Here is a 25,393-nt window from a genome sequence, read left to right on the forward strand (position 1 = left end):
AGGAGTTCCCATGCGATTCGCCCGTCTGGGCCCCGCCGGCGCGGAGACACCCACCGTCGTGGTCGCCGGCACCCACCTCGATCTTCGCCCGCTCACCGACGACATCGGCCCGGCCTTCCTCGCCCGCGGTGGCATTGCGAGGGTGGCCGACGCGCTGGCCGCCGGTACCCTCCGGCCGCTTGCGGGCGCCGGGGACCTGCGCGTGGGCGCCGCGCTCGGACGTCCTGGAAAGATCGTCTGCATCGGTCTCAACTACCGTGACCACGCCGCGGAGACAGGGGCCGGCATTCCGGCCGAGCCGGTCGTGTTCATGAAGGACCCGTCCACGGTCGTCGGACCGTTCGACACCGTACTGGTGCCGCGCGGCTCCACGAAGACGGACTGGGAGGTCGAACTCGGTGTCGTCATCGGCACGAAGGCCCGCTATCTGTCCTCCCCGGACGACGCCCTGGCCCATGTGGCCGGCTATGTGCTCTCCCACGACGTGTCCGAGCGCGAGTTCCAGCTGGAGCGGGGCGGGCAGTGGGACAAGGGCAAGAGCTGTGAGACGTTCAATCCGCTGGGCGGCGAGTTCGTCACCGCGGACGAGGTGCCCGATCCCCAGGCCCTTCGCCTCTCGCTCTCGGTCAACGGAGTCAGGCGCCAGGACGGCACTACCGCGGACATGATCTTCTCCGTGGCGCACGTGGTCTGGTATCTCAGCCAGTTCATGGTGCTCGAGCCCGGAGACCTGGTCAACACCGGCACCCCGGCCGGCGTGGCGATGGGGCTGCCCGGCCGGCCCTACCTGCGCGCCGGGGACATCGTCGAGCTGGCCGTCGGCGGCCTGGGCTCGGCCACCCAGAGCATCGGGCAGGCCTGATGACGCGCCCACCGGAGTACGACGGACTGGTCGCGGCCGTGACCGGCGGCGGCGCCGGCATCGGGCTCGCGATCGCGCTGGAACTCGCCGATCGCGGTGCGCGGGTCGCCGTCCTCGACCTCGATGTCCCGCGCCTGCCCAGCGGGCTGTACGGGGTGCGCTGCGACGTCACGGACCGTGACTCCGTCGACGCCGCGATCGCCCGGGTGGTCGCCGAGTGCGGTGCTCTGGACGTCTTGGTCAACAACGCGGGGATCAGCGCCGTCGGTACGGTCGAGGACCTCACCGACGCCGACTGGCACCGGGTCCTCGACGTCAACGTGGTCGGTATCGCCCGGGTCTCGGCGGCGGCTCTCCCGCATCTGCGCGGGTCGGCGGCGCCGGCGATCGTGAACCTGTGCTCGATCGGTGCCCTCAACGGTCTTCCGCAACGCGTCCTCTACAACGCCTCCAAGGGTGCGGTTCTCGCGCTGACCTACGCCATGGCCACGGATCACGTGGGGGAGGGGATCCGGGTCAACTGCGTCTCGCCCGGAACCGTCCACACGGGCTTCGTGGACGGCATGCTCGCGAAATTCCCGGACCCGGCCAAGGAGAAGGCCGCGCTCGACGCGCGCCAGGCCACCGGCCGCATGGTCACGCCGCAGGAGGTCGCGGACGCCGTCGCCTACCTGGCCAGTCCCCGGTCAGGATCGACCACCGGCACCGCCCTGGAGGTCGACGGCGGCATCACACACCTGCGCCCGCGTTCCGTCCAGCAGACCGGCTGAGGGCCCCGGAGAGGCTCTCAGCCGGCGTCGCCGGGGAGTACGCGGAGGCGGCCTGGGGCGGGCCGCCGAGAAACGGGACTCCAGAGCCTTGTGTAAACGTCACATGTATGATGTTATCTCCGGCATCAAGGCTCTGGCCTGCGGATAGCCGGAAACAAGACGATCGACCGAGGGAAGCAACAATGGAGATGGTTCACTCGAATGCTCACGGACGGCGTCCGCGCCGAGCCGGCCGGGTGCGGGGCGCGGCGCTCACCGCCACCGCTGTCATCGGCGCCCTGACCCTGGCCGCCTGCAGCGGGGGGCAGAGCGTCGGCGGCAACTCGAGCGTCGCCGACAGCGGCAGCAAGTACGGGTTCAAAGCCGCGTCGCAGGACAGCAAGGCCCAGGTCACGGTGTGGGTCGACTCGACCCGCGAGCCGATCGCCAAGGCCTACAACAAGGCCCATCCGCACGCCCAGGTCAAGATCGTGACCTATGACGGCAACGCCAACGGCTCCAACACGTTCAAGACGAAGACACAGCTCTTCGACCGTGCGGGTTCGGGCTGGCCCGACGTCGCCTTCACCACCGACAACAACTCGGCCTCGTGGGGCTCCTTCGGCGGCACCGGCGACCTGGCCGCGGTCAACAAGGGTCTGGTCCCGCAGACCACCCTGGACAACTTCGCCAAGGGCTCGCTCGACGTCTGCACCGTCAAAGGTGTGACGTACTGCTTCCGCAACGACCTGGCGCAGAACGTGCTCTGGTACAACAAGAAGCTCATGGACAAGTTCGGCTACCAGGTCCCGACCACCTGGGAGCAGTACCAGCAGCTCGCCGGCAAGGTCGCGGCCGAGCACCCCGGCTACCTCGTCGGCACTGCCGGCGACGCCTGGACGCCCGAGATCTACATGTGGGCCGCGCAGTGCCCGGCCAACGACGTCACCGGCGCGAAAACGATCAAGGCCGACACCTCCGACCCGAAGTGCGTCCGGGCCGCGAAGATGCTCGACCGCCTCATCGCCGACAAGACGATGTCCACGCTGTCGCTGTTCGGCTCCGACTTCGTCAAGAACGAGGCCGACAAGGTGCTCATGCTTCCCGGTCCGTCCTGGTACGGCGGCTCGGTCTTCCAGGGCACGCTGAAGACCCCGGCCGGCCAGATCGCCGCCGCTTCCCCGCTCAAGTGGGCCGACGACGACCAGACCGTCACCGGTGACGTCGGCGGTGGCGCGTGGTGGATCTCCTCGCACAGCAAGAACCTCAAGGCGGCCGCCGACTTCGCCACCTGGGTCACCGGCCAGGCCAAGTACGGCTCGGCTCTGGCGCCCACCTACCCTGCCTACGTCCCCGCCGCGCGGACCTGGGCGAGCGAGACGCAGAAGAGCGGCTACTACGCCGATGACATCGTGGCCCCGTTGAGCCAGGCGGCCGGCCAGGTGTGGTCCGGCTGGGGCTCGGCGCAGTTCAGCCAGGAGGCCATCTGGGCCAAGGTCGTCCAGGCGGGCATGGCACAGGGCAAGACCGTCGTGTCCCAGCTCCCCGCCTGGCAGACGGAGATCGAGAATCAGGCCAGGACCTTCGGCTACGAGGTCACGAAGTGACCGTCCTTTCCACGGGAAGAGCGAAACCAGCCATGACCGCGACTGCCGGAAACCGGACCCGTGCCGGTTTCCGGCAGGTCCGGGCCGGACACCTCTTCGTCCTGCCCTACGTCGTCCTGCTCGCGCTCTTCGGCGTCGTCCCGGTCTGCTACTCGGTCTACCTGGCGTTCACCGACGCCGGCGGAGGGTTCGCCGGCTTCTCGAACTTCACCCGCACCGCCACCGACTACCGCTTCCTGCCGGCCCTCGGACATGTGGCGGTCTACCTCGTCATCTGGCTGGCCATGCTCAGCGTGCTGGTCGTCTCGCTGACCCTCGTCGTGCACCAGCTGGCATCCCGCCGGACCAAGGCCGTGATCCGCCTGGCCTACTACATTCCCGGCGCGCTCGCCGGAGCCTCCAGCGTGCTGCTGTGGCTCTTCGTGCTCGACCCCACCGTGAGCCCGGTCGCCCCCCTGCTGAAGGCGATGGGCAGCGACCACTTCACCGACGTCATCACACCGGGCCACCTGCCGGTGATCTTCGCGATCATCGCCTTCTGGACCGGCGCGGGCGGATGGATCCTCGTGCTCTACGGCGCGCTGAACACCATTCCCGCCGACGTGATCGTCGCCGCCAAGATGGACGGAGCGGGCCGGATCCGCACGGCCCTGTCGATCCAGCTGCCGATGATCCGCAAGTCGATCACGTACATGCTGATCCTGGCGTTCGCGGCCGGCACCCAGCTCTTCGTCGAACCCCAGCTGATCTCCCAGGCCAGCTTCGGTGTCGTGCCCAACGACTACAGCGTGAACCAGCTCGCCTACCAGTTCGCCTTCACCCAGAACGACTTCAACGGCTCGGCAGCGATCGCACTCGACCTCCTGGTCATCGCGCTGGTCAGCACCAGCCTCTTCGTGACGCGCGGACGACTCTTCGACACCGACTAGGAAACCAGCATGTCCACCCCTGCATCCGTGACCGCCCAGCGCTGGGCGTGGCGCTCCCTGACCTCGGTGATCCTGATCGTCTTCGGGATCTTTTTCCTGGTCCCCGTCGTCTGGCTCCTCCTCGCCGGCGCCAAGACCGACCACGAACTGGTCAGCGCCAACCCGTTCTCCCCCGGCAGTCTCCAGGCCCTGCGCCACAACTGGGGCGCGCTGATGTCCTTCCAGGGCGGCGCGGTCAAGACGTGGATGAAGAACTCGGTGCTGTACGCGCTGCTCGCCCTCGTCATCACCCTGGCGGTGAGCATCCCCGCCGGCTACGCGCTGGCGAAGCTGCGCTTCAAGGGCCGGCGCCTGCTGCTGATCACCACCCTCGTGGTGATGCTGATGCCCACCTCGGCGCTCGTCCTGCCGATCTTCCTGGAGGTGAACTACGTTCACCTGGTCAACACCCCGCTCTCGGTGGTGCTGCCGTTCTCGTTCTTCCCCTTCGGCGTCTACCTGGCCTACATCTACTTCGCCGAGGCCGTGCCCGGTGAACTCCTCGAAGCGGCCAAGATCGACGGGTGCAGCGAGGTCGGGATCTTCACCAGGATCGCGCTGCCGCTCGCGATGCCGGTCGTGGCGCTGGTGGGCTTCTTCAGCTTCGTACAGAACTGGAACAACTTCTTCCTGCCCTACGTGATGCTGCCGGGCAGCAACGCCTATCCGATGCAGGTCGGCCTGTCCCAGATGCTGACCTCGACGCCGAACTTCAATCCCGTCGTGGGCGCGAACGCGGAGGTGTCACCACCGGAACTGGTGCTCGCGACGCTCATCTCCGCCGCACCGGTGCTCGTCATCTTCCTGCTCGCGCAGCGCTACGTCGTGGGAGGCCTCACCGCCGGCGCGACCAAGGGGTGACCGCCGCTCTCTTGCACCGGCTCCTGCGGCAACCGCGCCGGGGTCGCACGGCACGCTCACAGCGATGATCCTGGGCGCCGGTGACAGGCCGCCCAGGATCATCGGCCGTGCGGGCGGCGGCCGCTGTGCGCCGCGGCTGCTGCACCCGCGTCGAGCGGGACGACGGCACCGCACGGTCCGAGGTCCGCGGTCGGCACTTCAAGGGAGTCCTGGACGCAGCCGGCGACGCGATCGGCGAAGGCGCGGAGAGAGCAGATCCGCGGAACGGATGACCGGGCGCCGAGGCAGTCCTCGATGGTGGTCATCGTCTCGCGGTCGTCCTGGCTGTGGCGCCGGACGGCCAGCGTTCGTCAGGGTGTCTTCGGGTGGGGGGTGTGTGCCGGCCTGCTGGGCGCCGTGTCGGCGGGTTCGGTGTGTGAGAGCGCGGTGAGGAGTTGCAGTTTCTGGTCGCTGTCGCTGTCCTTGTCGGGGTAGTAGACGACGAGGATGACGTCGTCGACGGGGAGTTTGTCGCGGTGGAGCCGCAGCTCACCGACGACGGGGTGGTGGACGGTGGTGGTTCCTCCGTCGAGGTTACGGACGTCGTGCCGGGCCCACAGGGTGCGGAACCGCTGGCTGGACAGTGCGAGCTCGCCGACGAGTTCGACGAACCGGGCGTTGTCGGTGTCATCCCCGATGGTGGTGCGCAGAGCGGCAACGAAGTCGGCGGTGGCTTTCGCCCAGTCCTGGTGGAAGGCTTGTTCCTCCGGGTCGAGGAGGAGGGAACGAAGCCGGTTCTCGCCGGGTCGCAGACGGGGGGAGAGGGCGACGGCCATGGGATTGGAGGCCAGGACGTCGAAGGCGCGCCCTTCGACGAACGCGGGGATCTGCAGATGGGCGAGGAGTTGGTGCACCCGTGCCGGCACGTGCTCGGGTCGCTTGCGGCGCGGTGCCCTGGGGCGTGCTGCCGCGAGGCCGAGCAGATAGGTCCGCTCGACGTCGTCGAGGTTCAGGACGCGCGCGAGGGAATCCAGGACCTGAGGTGAGGGGTTCCTGTCGCGGCCCCGTTCCAGGCGCAGGTAGTAGTCGGGGCTGATTCCGGCGAGCAGGGCGACTTCCTCACGGCGCAGGCCGGGTACCCGGCGGTTGCCGCCGGGCGGGAGCCCCGCCTGTGCCGGGGAGACCAGCTCACGCCGGGCGCGGAGGTAGCTGCCCAGCTGGTTGTCCGATTCCGCATCCTTCACCACACCACCGTAATGCGGCGCGTGCCTCCCATCGGGGGCCCTGGCAGGGCCAGGGAAGACGGGGGCACTGCCACACTCCGCGGAGCCGGCCAAGACTGGCGGTCTCACTGTTTCAAAAGGACAGAGATCATCGCTGGACGGCGCCGTGGGCTTGAAGGCCGCGGGTGCTGCGCAATGAAGGGAAGACCTCGTGGATCTCTCCAACCGCACCGTTTTCATCGTCGGCGGAACCTCCGGCATCGGCCGGGAACTGGCCCGGCGGTTCGCTGCAGCGGGCAGCACCGTGGCCGTCGGCGGTCGCAGCGCAGGGGCGCTTTCGGAACTCTCCGACGACGGCATCGGCGCCTTCGGCATCGATGTCACCGACGGTGCCTCCGTCGCACGTGCCCGCGACGCCGTGCTCGCCCGGTACCCCGAGCTGGACACCGTGGTGACCATGTCGGGCGTCATGCTCCTGGAGGACCTGCGCGACCCCGCGCACTTCGAGGCGGCGCAGACGACGATCGACACCAACCTGCTCGGCACCATCCGGATCATCGACGCCTTCACCCCTCACCTGGTCCAGCGGGGCGCCGGCACCTTCATCACCGTCACTTCCGGGATCGCCTTCCTGCCGTTCCCGCCCATGCCCAGCTACGCCGCCTCGAAGGCCGCGGTGCACGCCTACTCCGAGGCACTGCGCGCGCAGCTCGACGGCACCGGTGTCGGCGTCGTCGAGCTCGTCCCCCCGGCCGTCGCCACAACAGGCCGGGGAAAGATGAACCCGCACGCGCTGCCGCTCGACGACTTCGCCACCGAGGTCATGCACCTGCTCTCGGAGAACCCCACCCCTCACGAAATCCTCGTGAAGGGCGTCCTCATGCACCGCTGGGCCGAGCGCGACGGCACCTACGACGACCTTGTCGCACAGCGCTCCCAGGCCCTGGCCATGCTCCCCAGCCGCCAAAGCTGACATCTCCCTCACCCCTTGGCCGTCGCCCCGGTTGTAGCAGGGCCGGTGCTCTGCGGCGGCTGTCGCCCGGGGCGAGCAGGCTGGTGAGTTCGAAGATCGCTTCCGGGGTAGGGCTTGAAGCAGCGGCGAACGGCGTCCTCTGTATGAGCGCCCCCTGCCCCGCCCAGGCAGCCCGCCCCCCTCAATCCATGAGCCGGCTCTCCCAGGCCCAGGCGGCGATCTCCACACGGTTGCGTACGGTCAGCTTGCTCTGGATGGTCGCCAGGTGGCTCTTGACCGTGCTGACGGAGATGAAGAGCTCGGCCGCGATCTCCTGGTTGGTACGGCCCCTGGCGATCGCGCGGATGACCTGGGTCTCCCTGTCCGAGAGCGCGCGGGCGGGCCCGGGGGCCCGGGACGCCGCCGGTGCCAGTCGCCGCAGGAGGCGCACGGTGATCGACGGCGAGATCAGGGCCTCCCCCGTGCGGGCGGCGCGGACGGCCTCGACCAGCAGGGTGGGGCCCACGTCCTTGAGGATGAAGCCGAGCGCACCGGCGTGCAGGGCCCCGTAGACGTACTCGTCGAGGTCGAAGGTGGTGACGATGACCACGCGGAGAGGGTCGGCGACGTCCGGGCCGGCCAGGGCTCGGGTGACCTCGATCCCGTCCAGGAGGGGCATCCTGATGTCGACCAGGCACACGTCGGGGCGCAGCCGCCGGGCCAGGGCGATCGCCTCGGCGCCGTCCGCCGCCTCCCCGACGACGGTGATGTCGGACTGGTCCTCGAGGATGAGCCGCAGGCCGCCGCGGACCATCGCCTGATCGTCGGCGAGCAGAACCTTCGTGGTCAACGCGACTCTCCAGAGGGGACGGGCAGGGTGGCGACCACCGCCCAGCCGACGCCGTGCCCGGGGCCGGCACGGAGCGTACCGCCGAGAGCCTCGACGCGCTCGCGCATTCCGATCAGGCCGAATCCGCCGTCCTGCCGGTGCCGGGCGGGACCGGGCGCCGCGTCGTTGGTGATCTCGACCGTGACCTCGTCCGGTTCCTGAGTGACGCTGACGGTCGCCGAGCGGGCGTGAGCGGCGTGGCGCAAGATGTTCGTCAGCGACTCCTGCACGATCCGGTACACGGTGGTGGTCACCTCGGGCGGCCACGGCATCTGCTCGTCGGGCAGGCACAGCCGTACCGCCGGGCCGTGCCCGTCGAAACGGCGTACCAGTTCCGCGAGTTGTTCGGGCCCCGGAGAGGTGGTGGCCCCGTCGTCGGCGTCGCGCAGCAGGCCGACCACGCGACGCATGGAGGCCAGAGCCTCGGTGCCGGCCTCCTCGATGCCGGCCAGCGAGCGGTCCAGCTTCTCCGAGTGCCCCCGGCCCACGATGCGCGCGCCCTGGGCCTGCAGCACCATGCCGGTGATGTGGTGGGCGACCACGTCGTGCAATTCCCTTGCCAGAGCGAGGCGTTCGTCGCGGCGTACCGCCTCGGTGCCGACATGGCGGCGGTAGTCGAGGAAACGCAGCCACAACCCGACTCCGCACGCGACGCACCACCCCTCGATGCCGACCCGGAACGGGGTGCCCGTGACGCCGGCGCCCGGATCCGCGGTGAGGAAACCGACCGCCATGATCACGGTGCCGGCGGTCGCGGTGACGGCGGCGGCCCGGGTCGGCAGCGTCCTGATCGCGGAGCCGCCGAGCACGAGCAGCGCGAGGATCGCCGCCGCGCCGGGTTCACCGGGCAGGTCCCACACCCTGGCGACCACAGCGGCGGCGCCGGACACGACCAGGCCGACCGACACCGCCCAGCCGCGCCGGCGCTCCCGCAACAGCGCGACGGCGCCCATCGTCGCCCCGACGGCGAAGTCGAACGCCCAACTGCGACCCTGCCGGGTGTACTGGACGGCCGTGAAGGCGAGCACCAGCGCGAACAGCGCGCCCAGCCCGGCGTTGACCGTGATCCTGTGCCGCACGGCCGATCGATCCACTGCGTTCACAGCGGTCAGGCTACGTGCCCCCGTCCGGCCGACGAACCAGCCGAAAGTACGGGTCTCCCGGGCGTGAGGTGTGCTTTTGGCCGGTGCATCGGACCTCTGGGAAAACACATGCTGAACCCATGCCTGATGTCACTTCTCTCGCCCTGTTCGCCGCCTCCGAACCGACGCACACCGAGCGCAGCCCGCTGCTGTACGCGTGGTGGCTCCTGAACCTCGTCGTCCTCGGACTCGTCGTCTACAGCATCGTCCATTTCGTGAAGAAGCGGCGCAGTCGCGGCTGACGCGACCGCTCCATGCCCGGGCGCACCCCCCGCACGTCACGAATTCCACGCACTTCACGAAACCTCGAACGAGGGATGTCATGACTCCAGTACTGGAAGCCCGGAACCTGGGCAGGAGGTACGGCGGCCGTCAAGCACTCACTGACTGCAACCTGAGCATCCCGCAGGGGCGGGTGATCGGCCTGGTCGGCCCCAACGGCGCCGGCAAGTCGACGCTGCTGAACCTCGCCTGCGGCCTGATCACCCCGAGCACGGGCACGATCGAGGTGCTCGGCTCGCGCCCCGCGGCGAACCCCGCACACCTGGCGAAGGTCGGCTTCGTCGCGCAGGACACGCCGGTGTACGCGGAGCTGTCCGTCGCGGACCATCTGAAGATGGGCGCCAAGCTGAACCCGGCCTGGGACGCGCGGCTGGCCCAGCGGAGGATCGAACAGATCGGCCTGGACCCCCGCCAGAAGGCGGGCCGGCTCTCCGGCGGCCGGCGCGCCCAACTCGCCCTGACCCTCGCCGCGGCCAAACGGCCCGAGCTGCTGATCTTCGACGAGCCCGCCGCGGCGCTCGACCCGCTGGCCCGGCGCGGGTTCCTGGAGAACCTGATGGAGTTCGTCACCGACCTCGCGGCCGGCGCCATCCTCTCCTCGCACGCGCTCGACGACGTCGAGCGGGTCTGCGACTACCTGATCGTGCTGGCGGAGTCCCGGGTCCAACTCGCCGGTGACGTGCGGGACCTGCTGGCGAACCATCGCCGGCTGACCGGCTCCCGGGAGGCCCTGAGCAAGCTGCCGTCGGGGCTCGACATCATCCGGGCCGACCAGACCGGACACGAGGGCACCGTGATCGTCCGCACCGACGGCCGGCGGCTCGACGAGGGGCCCTGGACCGCCGAGAACCTCGAACTGGACGAGCTGGTTCTGGCATACATGACCCGGGCGAGCGCCGTCGGCTCCGTCCCGGCCGCAACGGCACAGGAGGCGCACCGATGATCTGGATGACTTGGCGTCAGTTCCGCACCCAGGCGCTGGTGGGCGTCGGCGCGCTGCTGTTGCTCGCCGTCTACCTGGTGATCCTCGGTCTGCAGATCCGGCACTCGTACGACGACCTGCACGCCCAGTGTGCCGGCGGCGGCTGCGCCGGCGTGCTCAGCTCGCTCACCGACGACTACGGCTTCCGTGTCGACCTGATCGGCTACCTGCTGATCGCGGTTCCCGGGCTCATCGGGATCTTCTGGGGAGCGCCGCTGATCACCCGCGAGCTGGAGGCGGGCACGCACCGGGTCGTGTGGAACCAGAGCGTGACCCGCGGGCGGTGGCTGGCGGTGAAGCTCGGCGTGCTCGGCCTGGCCAGCATGGCCGTGGCAGGGCTGTACAGCCTGCTGCTGACCTGGGCCGCGAGCCGCGTCGACCTCGTCGCCGCCAACCGGTTCTCGCCGCTGGTGTTCGACGCCCGCAACATCGCGCCCGTGGGATACGCCGCTTTCGCCTTCGTCCTCGGCACGACCCTGGGGCTGTTCGTCCGCCGCACGGTTCCCGCCATGGCGCTGACCCTGGTCGTCTTCGCCGTCCTGCAGGTCGTCGTGCCCGACATGATCAGGACGAACTACGCCGAGCCCGTCCGCGCGAACGTCCCGGTCACCGCCGACATCGTCCGCAGCATGACGAAGATCGGCAGGTACGGCGACATCGGGGGCCTGACCGTGCCCGGTGGGCCGTGGGTGGTGTCCACCAGTGCGCTGCTCGACTCCAGCGGCAAGGAGGTCGGCCACACCACGTGGTACCAGAACTGCGCGAAGCAGTCGCTGGACGACATGCCGGTCTGTCTGGCCAAGGGCCACATCCACGTCCAGGTCACCGAGCAGCCCGCGGACCGCTACTGGAAGTTCCAGTGGATCGAGACCGCCCTGTTCACCGCCCTGGCCGCGGCGCTCGCGGCCCTGTGCTTCTGGCGGATCCGGGGCAGGCTCACCTGAACGCACACCGGGCCCCGGCCTCGTGAAGTCAGCGGCCGGCCGGTTCCCGACCGCCCGCGTGCGGTACAGCTGCGCGTACCGACCGTCGGCGGCCGGCAGCACGCGGCCTGATGGATCTGAGCATCGACGTGCCCTGGATCCCGCAGGCCGCCGAAGCCGCCGGGGTGAACGATCCGGCTCCTGACGACTATGGCGTCCCAGTCTCGGCGGTGGCCCGCGCCGGGCCGAACTGTTCGAGCGGGCCATCTACGACGGTCCCTACGCCAAGGCTGCCGCCCTGGTACATACGCTGGGCCGGTGCCGCTGGCTGGAGCGCTCCGACTACGCTGCACGAGGTCCCCCAGGAGACAGAGCAGTTGGTGGCGGAACACCAGGGGCCGGACGACGTCGAGGAGGCCGAGGAGCCGCCGGCGAAGCAGTGATACCGGAATCCGAAGACCCGCCGCTCCTTGGGCGGCGGATCATGTCCGAGCCAGGGCCGGACCGAGGCGAGGGCCGGCCAGTGCCCCAATCGTGTTGACCGGCCCCGGCAGGCAGTGCTGGAGTCGGCACGTGGACAGCATCCCCGCCAACCGGCGGCTCTGGAACCGGATCAGCAGCGCCTACCAGCACGAGCACGACCCGCGAATCGGCGCCACACCCCGGCTGTGGGGCATGTACTCCATCCCCGACGCGCACCTGCACGCCCTGGGCGACGTCACCGGCAAGCGCGTCCTCGAACTCGGCTGCGGCGCCGGCCAGTGGTCCAGGGCGCTCGCCGCCGAGGGCGCCACCGTGGTCGGACTCGACCTGTCCGAAGCCCAACTCGCCGCGGCGGCCCGCGCGATGGGAGCGGCCCGCTACCCGCTGGTGCAAGGCGCGGCCGAACAACTCCCCTTCGCCGCCGAGAGTTTCGACCTGGTGTTCTGCGACTTCGGTGGGCTCAGCTGGGCGCCCCCGCACCTGGCCGTCCCGCAGGCCGCACGCGTCCTGGGCCGCGGCGGGCGCCTGGTCTTCAACGTCGCCAGCCCATGGTTCGAAGCGTGTTACGACGAAGCCGCCGGCCGCGTGACCACGACGCTGCAGCAGGACTACTTCGGGCTGGACACCATCTCCGAAGGCGACGGCGCGACCAGCTATCAGCTCACCTACGGCGACTGGGTCAGGGTCCTGCGCGGCGCGGGTCTCGTCATCGACGACCTGATCGAGCCGCGGCCCGGACGCGGAACACCCAACGGCTACAACGAAACCGACCCACCCGACTGGGCACACCGCTGGCCGGCGGAACTGCTCTGGGTAACCCACAAACCGTAGGTTCCGCCGAGCCGAGACCTGAAGGCATCCCCTCGCCGGACGAGCCCCAACCAGGTGCTGGATCCGCGCCGGGAACGACCTTCGCGCCCCATGGCGTCTGTCCACAGGGTCGGTTTCCCGTGCCGGGCGAGAAGTTCGGCGAAGAACCGCGCGAGGAACCGCTCGCCGCCCGGCGCGGTCAGCTCGAAGCCCCCGAAGCGGTGGATCCCGTCGATCTGCCGGGCGCGGACGAGCTTCCGGGTCGTCGACGCCGGCCGACTGCGGCAGGGGGTCGTGCTGGGCGGCGACGAACGTACACACAGCTCGTCCAGCCGGCCTCTCACCCGTATCGCCGTTGTTCCGCCCGGATCGCCCGCCCTCGCGATCTGCGCGGTCACATACGGGACTTGCCCACCCGAGCCGGTGACAGGCCGATGCCTGTTCGCGTACCGGCTCGGCGGGTCAGTCCGGGTAGGCGATCAGGGTCTGGGTGAGGGCGGCCCGGATGCCGGTGGAGTAGTGGTGCTCCTCGTCGGAGGCGAAGCGGGCGCAGTCGCCTTCCTCCAGACGGTGGGTGTGCTCGCCGACGACCAGGTTCACCGTGCCGCGCAGTACCACCACGTACTCGGTGGAGCCGGCTCCGTGGGTACTGCGGTGGCTGCGGGCGTGCGGCGGCAGGGCGGAGCGGTACATCTCGAACCTGGCCCGCTCGTGGGAGGAGAAGAGCAGCTGTACCAGGGTCTCGTCGGCCGGGCCGGGGCCGAAGCCGGCGCCCCGGACGATCTCCGGCTCGGTCAGGCGGGCCCGCAGTATCTCGTCGACGGGTGAGTCCAAGGCGTGCGCGATCCGGGCGAGCACCTCGACGGTCGGGTTGGCGACGGCGCGTTCGATCTGGGAGATCAGGGCCTTGCTGGTGCCGGTCCGGGCGGACAGCTCGCGCACGCTCCAGCCCCTGGCCAGCCGCAGCCGCTTGACGTTGGCGGCCAGCGTGCCGCGCGGCCCTGCGGCCACGGTGTCCGGCACGGCCCGTTCCTGACCGTTCGTCGTACTGTCCACGCTGCCGCTCCCCGGTGTTTCCGCATCGTGCCCTGCCGCGACGGCTGACGCCGCGGCAGGAAGGCTATCCGGTCCGCTCATCCCTCCGTCCTCCGCGACGTGCCGGAGTCGCCGGGCAGGGCCGGCGATCCCGGGAGCGCGGCGAGCAGTTGGCGGGTGTACGGGGCCTCGGGGTGGTCCAGCACCCGGTCGGTGCGGCCGCGCTCCACGATGCGTCCGCGGTGCATCACATACAGCTGGTCGGTGGCCTGCCGGGCGACGGCCAGGTCGTGGGTGACCAGCAGCAGGGACAGGCCCAGTTCCTGGCGCAGCCGGGCCAGCAGGGTGAGGATCTGCGCCTGGACGGAGACGTCCAGGGCGGAGACGGACTCGTCGCACACCAGCAGCCTCGGCCGTACGGCCAGGGCCCTGGCGATGGCGACGCGCTGCCGCTCGCCGCCGGAGAGCGCGGCGGGCCGGCGTGCGGCGTAGGCGGCGGGCAGGCCGACGGACTCCAGCAGCTCTTCGGCCGTCGGCACCGGCGTCGTGGTGCTGTCTCCGCGCCGCCGGGCGGCGGGGGAGGCCGCGGCCTCGCGGAGCGCGGAGCCGACGGTGTGGACGGGGTTGAGGGAGGAGTAGGGGTCCTGGAAGACGATCTGCACGGCGGAGGCGAGGGCGAGGCGGCTTCCTCGGGCCGGGCGGCCCGGGGCGAGCAGCAGCGGCTCGGTGTCACGGCCGCCGGTGTCCTCCCGGGCAGCGTCCGGAGCGATGACGATCCGGCCGCCGTCCAGCTGCTCCAGGCCGGTCACCAGCCGGGCCAGGGTCGACTTGCCGGAGCCGGACTCGCCGACCAGGCCCACGGCGCCGCCCTCGGGAACCTCCAGGTCGACGCCGTGCAGGACCTCGTGTCCGCCGTACGACTTGCGGGCGCCGCGCACCTGCAGCAGGGGACGGGCCGTCCGCTCGGAGACGGTGACCGCCACTGTCCTACGGGTCGCGGCGGCGACGTCCGCGGCGACCGCGGGCATCCGCCGGCAGGCGGTCAGCCGCCCACCGGGTCCGGTGCTGTCGCCGACGGGGTGCGGGACGGGCTCCGCGGTACGGCAGTCCGCCTCGGCCCAGGCGCAGCGGGCGGCGAAGGGGCAGCCCGTGGCGGGCGCCGCCGGGCCGGCGGCGGGGCGGGTGGCGGGCAGCGTCTCGTAGCGTTCGCGCACCGACGGCTCGGCGGCCAGCAGCGCGGCCGTGTAGGGGTGGGCAGGGTGGGTTTCGATGTCCCTGGCGGGGCCGGACTCCAGCATGGTGCCCGCGTACATCACATACAGCCGGTCGCAGGCCGAGAAGGCGACCCGTAGATCGTGGGTGATGAGCAGCAGTCCCATGCCGCGGGCCTGCTGGAGCCGGCGGATGAGGGCCAGCACCTCGCCCTGGTGGTGGGCGTCGACGGCGGTGGTGGGCTCGTCGGCGATGAGCAGGCGCGGACCGGGGGCGAGCGCCGCGGCGAGGGCGGCGCGCTGGCGCATGCCGCCGGACAGCTCGTGCGGGTAGCGGTCGGCGGTCCCGGGGGCCAGGCCGACCTCGGCGAGCCGTTCGGTCACGGCGAGCGCCGCGCCGCGCCGGCTGGTACCCGGGGCGCCGGCCCGGATGCCGTCGGCGATCTGCCGGCCGCAGGTGCGGAGCGGGTGCAGCATGGTGAACGGGTCCTGCATCAGCAGGGACACGGTGCGGCCGCGGTGACCTTCGGGTGCCCTGCCGTAGAGGCCGCCGGGGCGGCCGGACCGGCTGTCGATGATCTCCCGGCCGTCCGCGACGACGCTGCCGAAGGCGCGTACGGTGCCGGGCAGCAGCGCGGCGACGGCGCGGGCGGTGAGCGACTTGCCGCTCCCGGACTCGCCGACGATGCCGACGCTTTCACCGGGCTGTACGTCCAGGTCCAGGCCGTGTACGAGCGGGCGGGGCGGCACGGAGGCGGTCTCCAGCCGCAGGGCCCGGACCGCCAGCAGCGGCCTGGAGGGCGCCGGCTTCGGCGCTGCGGCGGTCACCGGGTCCTCGCCCGCAGGTCGAGGGCGTCCTGGGCGCGGTCACCGAGGAGGTTGACGGCGGTCGCGGCGGTGACGACCAGCAGGGCGGGCAGCAGGGTGGCCGCCGGGTTGTCGTACATCAGTGTCTGGTTCTCCGAGAGCATCCGGCCCCAGTCGGCGGCGCCCGGGGGCACGCCGATGCCGAGGAAGGAGAGCGAGCTGAGGGCCACCAGCGCGAAGCTGAAGTTGACCAGCGCGTTGGCGAGGGCCTGTGGCAGGACGTTGGGCCAGATGTGCCCGAACAGGATGCGGCGGCGGCTGAGGCCGAGGGCCTCGGCGGCCTCCACGTACGGCAGGTGCCGCTGGGCGAGTACGGCGGAGCGGACCAGCCGGGTGTCGGTGGGGCTGGAGAGCACGGCGAGTACGAGGACGGCGGCCGGGTAGCCGCCGCCGAGCACGCCGACGACGACCACCGTGACCAGCAGGGCGGGCAGCGACAGCACCAGGTCGGCCCAGCGGCCCACCAGGGCGTCCGCCCAGCCGCCCCGGTAGCCCGCCCACAGGCCGAGCAGGTTGCCGAGGGCCATGGAGCCGACGGCGATCAGGGTCGGTCCGACCAGGGCGCTGCGGGTGCCGACCACCGCGGTCTGCAGGATGTCGCGGCCGAGGTCGTCGGTGCCCAGGGGGTGGCCGGCGCCGGGCCCGCTGACGCCGAGCAGCAGGTCCTGCCGCGCCCAGTGCGGGAAGACCAGCCCGCCCAGGGCGGCGGCGGCGAACAGCACGGCGACGACGGCCAGGCAGACGCCGCCCAGCAGTCCTGGCCGGGGCAGCCGGCGGCGTCCGGCGGCGCCGGCGGGCCGGACGGGAACGGCCGGGCCGCGGTCCGCTGCGGGTTCGGCTGGGACGGTCATCGGGTGCCTCCGGTCCGGATGCGCGGGTCGATGAGCGGGGTGAGCAGATCCACCACGAGGTTGACGGTGATGACCGCGGAGGCGGCCAGCAGGGCGACGGCCTGCACCACCGGTACGTCCTTGTAGGTCACCGAGTCCACCAGCAGCCGCCCCAGCCCCGGCAGCGCGAAGGTCGCCTCGACCATGACCGTTCCGGCGACCAGGTACGCCAGCACCAGGCCCGCGCCGGTCGCGATGGGCAGCAGCGCGCCGCGCAGCACATGCCGCAGCAGTACCTCGCGCGGTGGCACGCCCCGGGCGAGCGCGAAGGCGGTGTGGTCGGCGTCGAGCTCGCGGAGCACCGCCGCGCGGGTCAGCTTGAGCAGCAGCCCGGTCACCGACAAGGCCAGGGCGACGCAGGGCAGCACGAGATGGCGCAGCCGGTCGAGGGTGCCGCCGTCCCCGGCGCCGAAGGCGGGCAGCCAGTCGGCGCGCAGCGCGAAGAGGTGGACCAGCAGCAGCCCGGAGGCGAAGGCGGGCGCGCTCAGGCCGATCACCCCGAGGCCCTGGACGATCCGGTCGGTGGCGCGGCCGCGCCGCAGTGCGGCCAGCGTCCCGAAGGGAATCCCGGCGAGGAGCGCCAGGACGAAACCGCCGAGGGCCAGTTGCAGGGTCAGGCCGATGCGGTCGCCGACGGCCTGGGTGACCGGTGCCCCGGTACGGACGGACACGCCGAGGTCACCGTGGAGGGCGGCGGCGAGCCAGTGCCAGTACTGGACGAGGAACGGATCGTCGAGGTGGTGGGCGGAGCGGACCGCGGCCAGCGCCTGCGGGGTGGCCGAGCGGGTGCCGAGCAGGGTACGGGCCAGGTCGCCGGGGGCCAGGGCGAGCAGGGCGAAGACGGCGAGGGAGACGACCAGCAGCAGTGCGACGGCCGCCGCGAGCCGGCGGGCGGCGTAGGCGGCGAGCGGATGGCCGGCCCGGCGGGCGGGGCCCGGCGACGGTGCGGCAGAGGTCTGCGGGGACTGCCCGGTGGCGGGGGACGTCGTCGTCATGAGGTGCCGCCCGCGGTGTCGGGGTCCGGTACGAGGTGGCGGTCCAGCCAGTCGGCGGTCCGGGCGCAGGCGTCGAGCAGGTGATCCGGTTCGGTGAACTCGTGGCCCTCGCGCGGGTAGAGGACCAGCTCCACGTCGCGGTGCCCGGCGAGGAGCCGGGCCCGGTAGAGGGCGCGGGCCTGCTCGACGGGGGTCACCCGGTCGGCGCAGCCGTGCAGGATCAACGTCGGCGTCGGGGCCGGGTCGCGTTCACGGGCGGGGGAGGGCGCGGTGGGGGCGGTGGTGTCCGGCCCGTCGGTGCGGCCGCCGCCGGTGATGCGGTAGGCGTCGTCGTAGCCGCCGCCGATGGCGCTGGTGACGGCGAAGGAGGGCCAGTCGGTGGGCGCGGAGACGACCACGGCCGCCGCGAAGAGACCGCCGCGCGCCGCGGCGAGGGCGGCGAGGTAGCCGCCGTAGCTGTGCCCGAGGACGGCGATCCGGCCGGGTGCGGCCAGACCGCGGTCCAGCAGGGCGCGGGCTCCGCCGAACACCTCGTCCAGGTCGGCGCCGCCGAGGTCGCCGACCACGGCGCGGGCGTGTCCCTGCCCGCGGCCCGCGCTGCCCCGGGGGTTGGGCAGCAGCACCCGGTAGCCGGCCCGGGCCAGCGCCAGCGGCAGGCCGAGCACGTCGCCGGGGGCGAAACCGGCGGACCACAGCCACGCCGGGCCGCCGTGCAGCAGGACGGCGGCGGGTGCCGGGCCGGTGAGGTCGGCGCGGTGCAGCAGCAGGCCCGTGACCCGGCTGCCGTCCGATGCCTGCCAGCCGACCGGTTCGGTGGTGACGCCCTCGTCCAGCACCTGCTGTCCGGCGTTGAACGCGGTCACCGGAGCCCAGAAGGGCTCTGGCCGCGGGGTGGCGCCCGGTTCCGGGACGGGGTGGGGGGCCGGGGCGGGGCCGGCGGGACGCGGGGGCTCCTCGGTGGCCGTGCCGACGTCGGCGGTGACCGCCTCGGGCGGGGTCCCGGGGGCGTGCAGGACGGAGGCGGCGACCCGGCCGGCCGCGCAGGTGCGGATCTGCGGCCGGTACCCGGCGCCGCTGAGGGTGGCCTCGCCGTGCCACAGCTCCTCGTGGTGCACCTCGTCGGCGCCCAGCCGCAGCCGGCCCACTCGTGAGCCGGTGCCGTCCCAGCCCGCGTACCACAGGGTGCGCGGGTCGCTCCAGTGCAGCGAGGTGATGTCGTCGAGCGGAGGCACCGGCACCGGGGCGCCGGTGTCCAGGTCGGTGAGCCGGAGCACGCCGGAGACGATCGACAGGCCCTCGGCCCAGGCGGCGTGACGGCCGTCGGGGGAGAGCGCCGGATGGTCCGGCTGGATGCCGGGGTCCGACGGGGACAGCTCGCGCACCGAGCCGGCGGCGAGGTCCAGCAGGACCACCCGGGCCCGGTAGAACCCGGCCGGCCAGGGGTCCCGGGAGACCACGGCGAGGGCGTGGCGCCCGCCGTTCCAGTGTGCCGCCCATACGGTGAGTCCGGCGGGGCCGACCGGCTCGGCCGGCCGGCCGGAGGTCAGGGAGATCCGCCACAGCCGGCGTATCCCGGTGCCGGGACGCTGCACGGCCGGGTCGGCCGGGCCGGCCGACCCCTCGACGGGCAGGCCGAGGTTCATGCCGTCGCGGTCCGCGCCGGGCTCGGCGACGCGCAGCAGGGCGGCTGTCCCGTCGGCGGCGACCAGGACGTCCTCGATCTCGCCGGGGAAGCGGTCCAGGATCCGCGCCGGGCTGCCGCCGGCAGCGGTGGCGAGGGCGAGGGCGCTGCCGCGCTCGTCACCGTCCTCCTGGACCACCAGCAGCCGGCGGGAGTCCGGCAGCCAGCGCGGCAGTCGGCGGGCGGCCGAACCGCCGCCTGCCAACGGCACACAGCCGTCGCCGGACGCGAGGTGGACGTCCGCCCGGGGCGGCCCGTCCGGTCCGGGGAGGACGGCGGAGACGGCCGTGGTCCGGCCGTCGGGCGACGGCTGGGCCTCGATGACCTGGGTGAGGTCCATCAGCCGGCGCCGGGCGGCGACCACGGCCGCGGAGGCGGTGCTCACGAGCCGGCCGGGTACAGGCGGGTGGCCCAGGGGCCGATGAAGAAGAACGTGCCGAAGTCCTTCACACCGACCACGGAGCTCAGCGCGGTGGCGCTCTGGCCCCACCACAGCGAGTGGTAGGGCAGGTCGGCGCCGGCCCGTTGGAGGGCGTCGGCCAGGTCCTTGCCCCGGGCGGCGGGGGAGACGGAGGCCCGTTCCTCGGTGATGTCCTTGTGCACGGCCTGGTTGCGGTAGTGCGCGATGTTGGTGGATCCGATGGCGGCGGAGTCCAGGTACGGCTCCACCAGTTCGGCCGGGTCGCCGGTGGTGGGGTAGTACCAGAGGAAGTGCAGTCCGCGGTCGGGCTCGCTCAGCTCGGATATCCACTTCTCCAGGGGGACCTCCTTGACGTTCAGGGTGATCCCCAGCGGTACCAGGGCCTCCTTCAGGGCCAGGGCCGCGCGGCCCAACTGGGATCCGCTCGCGGGGTAGTGCAGCTCCTCGGTGAAGCCGTCCTTGGCGGTGGAGGAGGCGAGCAGCGTGCGGGCCCGGTCGATGTCGTACTCGTACTGCGGGACGGCCGTGTAGGCCTGCCTGACCTCGGCGTCGGTCAGCAGGCCGGTCCACTGCCCCCGGGTGACCAGGGCCGAGGCGACCTCGCCCTTGCCGCGCAGGATGGAGCGGACATAGCCCTGGCGGTCGGTGGCGTGGGCGACGGCCTGCCGTACCTTCGGGTCGTTCCAGGGGGCCTTGGAAGTGTTGAAGGCCAGCGCCACCACCGAGTGGTCCGAGGCGTAGTGCACCTCGGTGTCCTTGATCCGCTCCCACTGCGAGGCCCGGTCCGCGGGGAGGTTGACCGCGCCGTCCAGCTCGCCGGAGCGCATCGCCAGCAGCCGCGTGTTGTCGTCGGCGACGAAGGTCAGCCGGAGCTTCTTCACCCGGACATGCCCGCCCCACCACTTCTCGTTGCGCTCGAACTCGACATGGTCGTCGGGGGCGAAGGAGGTCACCCTGAACGGCCCGGTGCCCATCAGCAGCGCGGACGCCGTGCCCAGCTTGCCCTTGTGCCGGGCGGCGTAGGCCTTGCTTCCGATGAGCAGGGTGCTGGGGGTGGGCGTCCACTGGAACATCGCGTACGGGTTCTTGAGCCGGATGGTCACCTGGTGGGGGCCGGTGGCCCGCACGGACTTCACGGTGGAGTAGGCGTAGGCGAGCTGGGAGGCGTTGGCGGGGTCGAGGTGGTACTCGACGGAGTCCACGACATCGGCGGCGGTGAGCGGTGTGCCGTCCCAGAAGGTGACGTTCTGGCGCAGTTCGTAGACGTAGGTGAGCGGGTCCGGGTGGGTCCAGGAGGTGGCCAGGCCGGCTCCGAGGGCACCGTCCGGGCTGACCGACAGCAGTGACTCCTGGGCCAGCAGTACGGCGATGTAGTTGAGGATGCCGGCCTCGTGGCTGACGTCCAGGGTGGACAGCGAGCCGGGGAGAGCGATGGTGAGCTGCTCGATGTCGCCGCCCGCGTCCACCGGCGCGGAGCCGGCGGCCTTGGAGTCGCCGTCGGCCGGGGTGGCGGAGGAGCAGGCGGTGAGCAGGGCACCGAGGGGGACCGCGGCGGCGCCGAGCCCGAGCAGTCCGAGGACGCCACGGCGGCCGGCGCCCGGGGCCAGGGGATCCGTGACGGTGTTTCCGGAGGCCGGTGCGGCGGCGCGGGAACGGTTGGTGCCTGAGGCCATGGCACTGCTCCTTGCTCGGGAGTTGGGTACGGCAGAGAACGCGATGTCTTCTGCTCGTTCCCGTTTGGGCAGGAACGGTACGCATGGTCGGCCTGCGGGGCAACGGGCGTTCCACCCCTCGGGACGAGGCCGCCCCCGGCCGGCCGATGTCGCCCGCCGTGCGGGGCGGGGCGCCCACGTCCGTGGCTGTGTGCGGGCCGCGCGCCAACGAGCCGGGTCGGGAACGGACTTGCTGCGGTAGCCGGGTCGGAACGAGCGGCACCGTGGACACCGGGTCGGCCTCCGGCAACGGCGGGCGGTCGCGTACCGCGTTGGTGCCGCCGCCCGGCCGCGCCCAGACGTCGTGCCCCCTGCCCTGGCGGCAGATCCCGCCACCGGCGCACCCCCTCCGCGCGGTGCGGCAGCCGCCCGGCTCGGCTGACGCTCTCGGTGGGGCCGGCGGCCGAACGAGGCCGGCCCGGACGGCGGGGAGTCTCTGCCCGGCCTTCGACCAGGAACCGTCACGCGTCTTCCCGACGGCACGCCGACAGCCCTGCGTACCTGTTCGGGCAGGAGCGGTGACGTCCCCGCGGCGACGTGCTATACAGAGCGCTGACAGTGACGTCAGTGTCAGTGAGGAGCGGCATGGCCAGGATCCTGGTGGCGAACCGGGGAGAGATAGCGGTCCGGATCATCCGGGCGATCCATCTCCTGGGCGATACGGCGGTCGCCGTCCACGCGCCGGACGACGCCCGCGCCCTGCACGTCCTGCGCGCCGACCTCGCCCTGCCGCTGCCCGGGACCGGACCCGGCGCGTACCTCGACATCGAGGCCGTGGTCGCGGCGGCGGCCTCGTGCGGCGCCGACCTGGTCCATCCCGGATACGGCTTCCTCAGCGAGAACGCCGGTTTCGCGCGGGCGTGTGAGCAAGCCGGGATCGGGTTCATCGGGCCGACGCCCGAGGTGCTCGCCCGGCTCGGCGACAAGGTGACGGCCCGCCGCGTCGCCGAACAGGCCGGGATTCCGGTGCCTCCCGGATCGTCCGGCCCCACCACGGCCGAGGAGGCGCGGGCCTTCTTCGGGACGCACGGCCCGCTGATGGTCAAGGCGCTGTCGGGCGGCGGCGGCCGGGGCATGCGCGAGGTGCACGACGCCGGACAGATCGAGGAGGCGTTCGACCGCTGCGCCTCAGAGGCCCGCGCCGCCTTCGGAGACGGCGCGCTCTACGTGGAGAAACTGCTCCCCGCCGCCCGGCACATCGAGGTACAGATAGTCGCCGACACCCACGGTGGCGTCAGTCACCTGTGGGAGCGCGACTGCAGCGTCCAGCGCCGCCATCAGAAACTGATCGAGGTCGCCCCGAGCCCCTCGCTCGCCCCGCGCACCCGACGGCGGATCATCGACGCCGCGACACGTCTGGCGGCCGCTGTGGGCTACCACGGCATCGGCACGGTCGAATTCCTCCTCGACGGGGACGAGTTCTGGTTCATGGAGGCCAATCCGCGCCTGCAGGTCGAGCACACGATCACCGAGGCGATCACCGGAGTCGACCTGGTGAGTACCCAGATCCGCCTCGCCCGGGGAGCCCGTCTGGCCGACTGCGGTCTGGCCGAACCTCCGGCCGCCCGCGGTTTCGCCCTCCAGGCCCGTCTCCACGCGGAGAAGCTGGACCACTCCGGAGACCCCTACCCCGCGACGGGCACGATCACCGGCTTCGCCCTGCCCTCCGGGCCGGGGGTACGCGTCGACACCGCCGGCTATGCCGGATGGACCGTCGGCCCCCGGTACGACCCCCTCCTCGCCAAGATCATCACCCTCGGGAACGACTTCGAGGACGCCGCGCGCCGCGCCGCCATGGCGGTCACCGAGTGCGGCATCGACGGTGTCGAGACGAACCGGGCGCTGCTGCACGCGATCCTCACCGACCCCGACTTCCTGACCGGCACATGGGACACCTCCTACCTTCCGGCCCGTCTCGCCGGCTTCGCCGCACACCTCTCGCCCCCCGCCCCGTTCGCCGCGGCCCCCGGCGACCCGGCACCGGCCGGACCGGTCGCGCCCGACGCGTCATTGGTCCTGCCGGAGGGAACCGACGCGGTGCGGGCGCCGATGGCCGGCGTGGTCGTCTCCGTCTCCGCCGAGGCCGGCACGGACGTGCCGGACGCCGCCCCGCTGCTGGTGCTCGAAGCGATGAAGATGGAGCACGTGCTCCGTGCGGACGGCGACCTGCACGTGCTGCGGCTCCTGGCCGCTCCCGGCGACGTCGTGGCGGCCGGCACACCCCTCGTGCTGGTCAAGGCGACAGAGGGGGCGGCACCTGCCGCAGGTCCCGCTGCGGGCGAGTCCCGTGCCCGCGAACAGGACGTGGACGAGGACTGGTCGGCCGAGGTCGAGGAGATCGCACGGCGCGAGGCGTTCGCCCGCGCCCTGGGCGGTCCGGAGAAGATCGCCCGCCAGCACGGCACCGGCCGCATGACCGCCCGGGAACGGATCGCCGCGCTGGCCGACCCCGGGAGCTTCGCCGAGATCGGCGCGCTGGCGGGTTTCGCCGCGCGTGACGAGCGCGGCGCGGCCCTGTCGGTGGCCCCGACCAACTTCGTCGCGGGCACCGCGCACCTCGACGGACGCAAGGTGGTGCTCGGTGTCGACGACTTCACGGTGCGCGGCGGTGCGGGCGACGCGGCGATCCACGCCAAGCAGATCTACCTCGAGGAATACGCGCATCAGATGCGGCTGCCGATGGTTCGGCTGCTCGACGGCCAGAGCGGCGGCGGCAGCGTCAAGATGGCCCTCGACGCCGGCTACACCTACGTCCCGATCAATCCGGCGTGGGACGCGGTGGTCGACAACCTGTCGGTGGTCCCCGTCGTGGCCGCCTCCCTGGGGCCGACGGTCGGTCTCGGCGCGGCACGGCTGGTCATGTCCCACCTGGCGGTCATGGTCGACGGCGTCGGTCAGCTCTTCACGGCCGGGCCGCCGCTGGTGCGCAGCGCCACCGGCGAGATCCTCACCAAGGACGAACTGGGTGGAACCCAGGTGCACCGCTCCAGCGGAGCCGTCGAGCGGGTGGTCGAGTCCGAGGACGCCGCGTTCGAGGTGATCAGGGCCTTCCTGTCGTATCTTCCCCGGAGCGTGTACGAAGGGCCTCCCGTGCTGGCGGGGACCGACCCGGCCGATCGCCGCGAGGACCGTCTGCTGTCGGCGATTCCGCACAACAAGCGCCGCCCGTACGCCATCGGACCGGTCCTCGACGCGATCTTCGACGCGGGCTCGGTGTTCACCTACGCCGAATACGGCGGGGGCACCGTCACCGCACTCGCCCGCCTCGACGGCCATCCGGTCGGCGTGATCGCGGCCGACCCCTACGAGGGCGCGACCATGTCGGTCGAGGGCGCGCTCGCGGTCACGCGGCTGGTCGACCTGTGCGAGACCTTCCACCTGCCCGTCGTGAGCCTCACCGACCAGGCGGGCATGACCATCGGACTGGCCGCCGAACGACGAGGCACCATCCGGTACGGCGCACGCGCCATCAGCGCCGTCTACCAGGCCCGGGTACCGCAGGCCGAACTCATCGTGCGCCGCGTCTACGGCGTCGGCGGCGCCGGCATCGTCAACCGCCACCGGGCCATGCGCAGTTGGGCCTGGCCGTCCGGCGACTGGGGGTCACTGCCCGTGCAGGGCGGTGTCGAGGCGGCCTTCCGCGCACACATCGAGGCAGCCGACGACCCCGCCGCCGAGGCCGACCGCCTGCGCACCGAACTCGCCAACGTGGGATCACCGTTCCGCACCGCGGAGAGGTTCGGCGTCCAGGACGTCATCGATCCCAGGGACAGCCGGCCGCTGTTGTGCGACTGGGTGCGCGACGCGTACCGGCTGATCCCCACGCTCCTCGGCCGGCCGGCCTTCGGCACCCGCCCCTGAGATCCCCA

Annotated in this window: 21 protein-coding genes and 1 pseudogene; 12 read left to right on the plus strand and 10 right to left on the minus strand. The window is 72.1% G+C overall.

The features are described from left to right. Positions 1-10 precede the first annotated feature (10 nt). From LQ326_RS20100 to LQ326_RS20120, 5 genes are all read left to right on the plus strand, one after another. Positions 11-862, plus strand: coding sequence for a fumarylacetoacetate hydrolase family protein (locus LQ326_RS20100; protein WP_234538579.1), 852 nt, complete (start codon positions 11-13; stop codon positions 860-862). Continuing rightward, on the plus strand, positions 862-1,632 hold the full coding sequence (locus LQ326_RS20105; RefSeq protein WP_234538580.1) for an SDR family NAD(P)-dependent oxidoreductase: 771 nt from the start codon (positions 862-864) through the stop codon (positions 1,630-1,632). The genes LQ326_RS20100 and LQ326_RS20105 overlap by 1 nt, the downstream gene beginning before the upstream one ends. Positions 1,633-1,820: 188 nt before the next feature. Beyond that, on the plus strand, positions 1,821-3,218 hold the full coding sequence (locus LQ326_RS20110) for an ABC transporter substrate-binding protein (protein ID WP_234538581.1): 1,398 nt from the start codon (positions 1,821-1,823) through the stop codon (positions 3,216-3,218). A 32-nt stretch (positions 3,219-3,250) separates the two neighbouring features. Further along, on the plus strand, positions 3,251-4,147 hold the full coding sequence (locus LQ326_RS20115) for a carbohydrate ABC transporter permease (RefSeq protein WP_234538582.1): 897 nt from the start codon (positions 3,251-3,253) through the stop codon (positions 4,145-4,147). A 9-nt stretch (positions 4,148-4,156) separates the two neighbouring features. Then, positions 4,157-5,047 carry a carbohydrate ABC transporter permease gene (locus tag LQ326_RS20120; RefSeq protein WP_234538583.1) on the plus strand — a complete coding sequence of 297 codons (891 nt, stop codon included), beginning with the start codon at positions 4,157-4,159 and terminating at the stop codon, positions 5,045-5,047. Between the two features lie 98 nt (positions 5,048-5,145). Here LQ326_RS20120 and LQ326_RS20125 read toward each other — a convergent pair whose 3' ends face one another. Further along, positions 5,146-5,352 (minus strand): hypothetical protein, encoded by a 207-nt coding sequence (locus tag LQ326_RS20125; protein ID WP_234538584.1) that lies wholly within the window; start codon positions 5,350-5,352, stop codon positions 5,146-5,148. A gap of 45 nt (positions 5,353-5,397) precedes the next feature. Continuing rightward, positions 5,398-6,270, minus strand: coding sequence for a helix-turn-helix transcriptional regulator (locus LQ326_RS20130; RefSeq protein ID WP_234538586.1), 873 nt, complete (start codon positions 6,268-6,270; stop codon positions 5,398-5,400). 190 nt (positions 6,271-6,460) lie between these two features. Between LQ326_RS20130 and LQ326_RS20135 the strand changes: the two genes are divergently transcribed. Further along, positions 6,461-7,222 (plus strand): SDR family oxidoreductase, encoded by a 762-nt coding sequence (locus LQ326_RS20135; RefSeq protein WP_234538587.1) that lies wholly within the window; start codon positions 6,461-6,463, stop codon positions 7,220-7,222. Between the two features lie 181 nt (positions 7,223-7,403). Here the strand turns inward: LQ326_RS20135 and LQ326_RS20140 are convergent, their stop codons facing one another. Both LQ326_RS20140 and LQ326_RS20145 read right to left on the minus strand, forming a co-directional pair. Next, positions 7,404-8,051: a response regulator gene (locus LQ326_RS20140; RefSeq protein ID WP_268207292.1), complete on the minus strand. Its 648-nt coding sequence runs from the start codon at positions 8,049-8,051 to the stop codon at positions 7,404-7,406. Beyond that, entirely contained in the window at positions 8,048-9,193 is a 1,146-nt protein-coding gene (locus tag LQ326_RS20145) for a sensor histidine kinase (RefSeq protein ID WP_234538588.1), read from the minus strand. Before LQ326_RS20145 ends, LQ326_RS20140 begins: the two co-directional genes overlap by 4 nt. 119 nt (positions 9,194-9,312) lie before the next feature. Here LQ326_RS20145 and LQ326_RS20150 point away from each other — a divergent pair, with 119 nt between their 5' ends. From LQ326_RS20150 to LQ326_RS20170, 5 genes and pseudogenes are all read left to right on the plus strand, one after another. Next, entirely contained in the window at positions 9,313-9,474 is a 162-nt protein-coding gene (locus LQ326_RS20150) for a hypothetical protein (RefSeq protein ID WP_234538589.1), read from the plus strand. Between the two features lie 80 nt (positions 9,475-9,554). Beyond that, positions 9,555-10,457, plus strand: coding sequence for an ABC transporter ATP-binding protein (locus tag LQ326_RS20155; protein WP_234538590.1), 903 nt, complete (start codon positions 9,555-9,557; stop codon positions 10,455-10,457). Next, complete coding sequence (locus tag LQ326_RS20160) at positions 10,454-11,440, plus strand: ABC-2 membrane transporter-related protein (RefSeq protein ID WP_234538591.1); 987 nt, start codon at positions 10,454-10,456, stop codon at positions 11,438-11,440. Before LQ326_RS20155 ends, LQ326_RS20160 begins: the two co-directional genes overlap by 4 nt. 110 nt (positions 11,441-11,550) lie before the next feature. Beyond that, positions 11,551-11,786: pseudogene (locus LQ326_RS20165) on the plus strand (fic family toxin-antitoxin system, toxin component); the annotation flags it as partial. A gap of 206 nt (positions 11,787-11,992) precedes the next feature. Further along, positions 11,993-12,733, plus strand: a complete 741-nt coding sequence (locus tag LQ326_RS20170) for a class I SAM-dependent methyltransferase (RefSeq protein WP_234538592.1) — start codon at positions 11,993-11,995, stop codon at positions 12,731-12,733. A gap of 441 nt (positions 12,734-13,174) precedes the next feature. Here the strand turns inward: LQ326_RS20170 and LQ326_RS20175 are convergent, their stop codons facing one another. The 6 genes from LQ326_RS20175 to LQ326_RS20200 all read right to left on the minus strand — a co-directional run bounded on the left by LQ326_RS20175 (position 13,175) and on the right by LQ326_RS20200 (position 21,485). Continuing rightward, a complete protein-coding gene (locus LQ326_RS20175; RefSeq protein ID WP_234538593.1) occupies positions 13,175-13,768 on the minus strand; it encodes a helix-turn-helix domain-containing protein in 594 nt (197 codons plus the stop codon). Between the two features lie 77 nt (positions 13,769-13,845). After that, positions 13,846-15,786: an ABC transporter ATP-binding protein gene (locus LQ326_RS20180; RefSeq protein ID WP_234538594.1), complete on the minus strand. Its 1,941-nt coding sequence runs from the start codon at positions 15,784-15,786 to the stop codon at positions 13,846-13,848. Further along, positions 15,783-16,676 (minus strand): ABC transporter permease, encoded by an 894-nt coding sequence (locus LQ326_RS20185; protein WP_234538595.1) that lies wholly within the window; start codon positions 16,674-16,676, stop codon positions 15,783-15,785. Before LQ326_RS20185 ends, LQ326_RS20180 begins: the two co-directional genes overlap by 4 nt. Then, entirely contained in the window at positions 16,673-17,710 is a 1,038-nt protein-coding gene (locus LQ326_RS20190) for an ABC transporter permease (RefSeq protein WP_234538597.1), read from the minus strand. The genes LQ326_RS20185 and LQ326_RS20190 overlap by 4 nt, the downstream gene beginning before the upstream one ends. Further along, a complete protein-coding gene (locus tag LQ326_RS20195; protein WP_234538599.1) occupies positions 17,707-19,776 on the minus strand; it encodes an alpha/beta hydrolase family protein in 2,070 nt (689 codons plus the stop codon). Before LQ326_RS20195 ends, LQ326_RS20190 begins: the two co-directional genes overlap by 4 nt. Further along, complete coding sequence (locus LQ326_RS20200) at positions 19,773-21,485, minus strand: ABC transporter substrate-binding protein (RefSeq protein ID WP_234538601.1); 1,713 nt, start codon at positions 21,483-21,485, stop codon at positions 19,773-19,775. Before LQ326_RS20200 ends, LQ326_RS20195 begins: the two co-directional genes overlap by 4 nt. 624 nt (positions 21,486-22,109) lie before the next feature. Here LQ326_RS20200 and LQ326_RS20205 point away from each other — a divergent pair. Continuing rightward, on the plus strand, positions 22,110-25,385 hold the full coding sequence (locus tag LQ326_RS20205; protein ID WP_234538602.1) for a carboxyl transferase domain-containing protein: 3,276 nt from the start codon (positions 22,110-22,112) through the stop codon (positions 25,383-25,385). Positions 25,386-25,393: the final 8 nt, after the last annotated feature.

The organism is Streptomyces shenzhenensis (genome assembly GCF_021462265.1).
GTDB classification, from domain to species: Bacteria; Actinomycetota; Actinomycetes; order Streptomycetales; family Streptomycetaceae; genus Streptomyces; species Streptomyces shenzhenensis.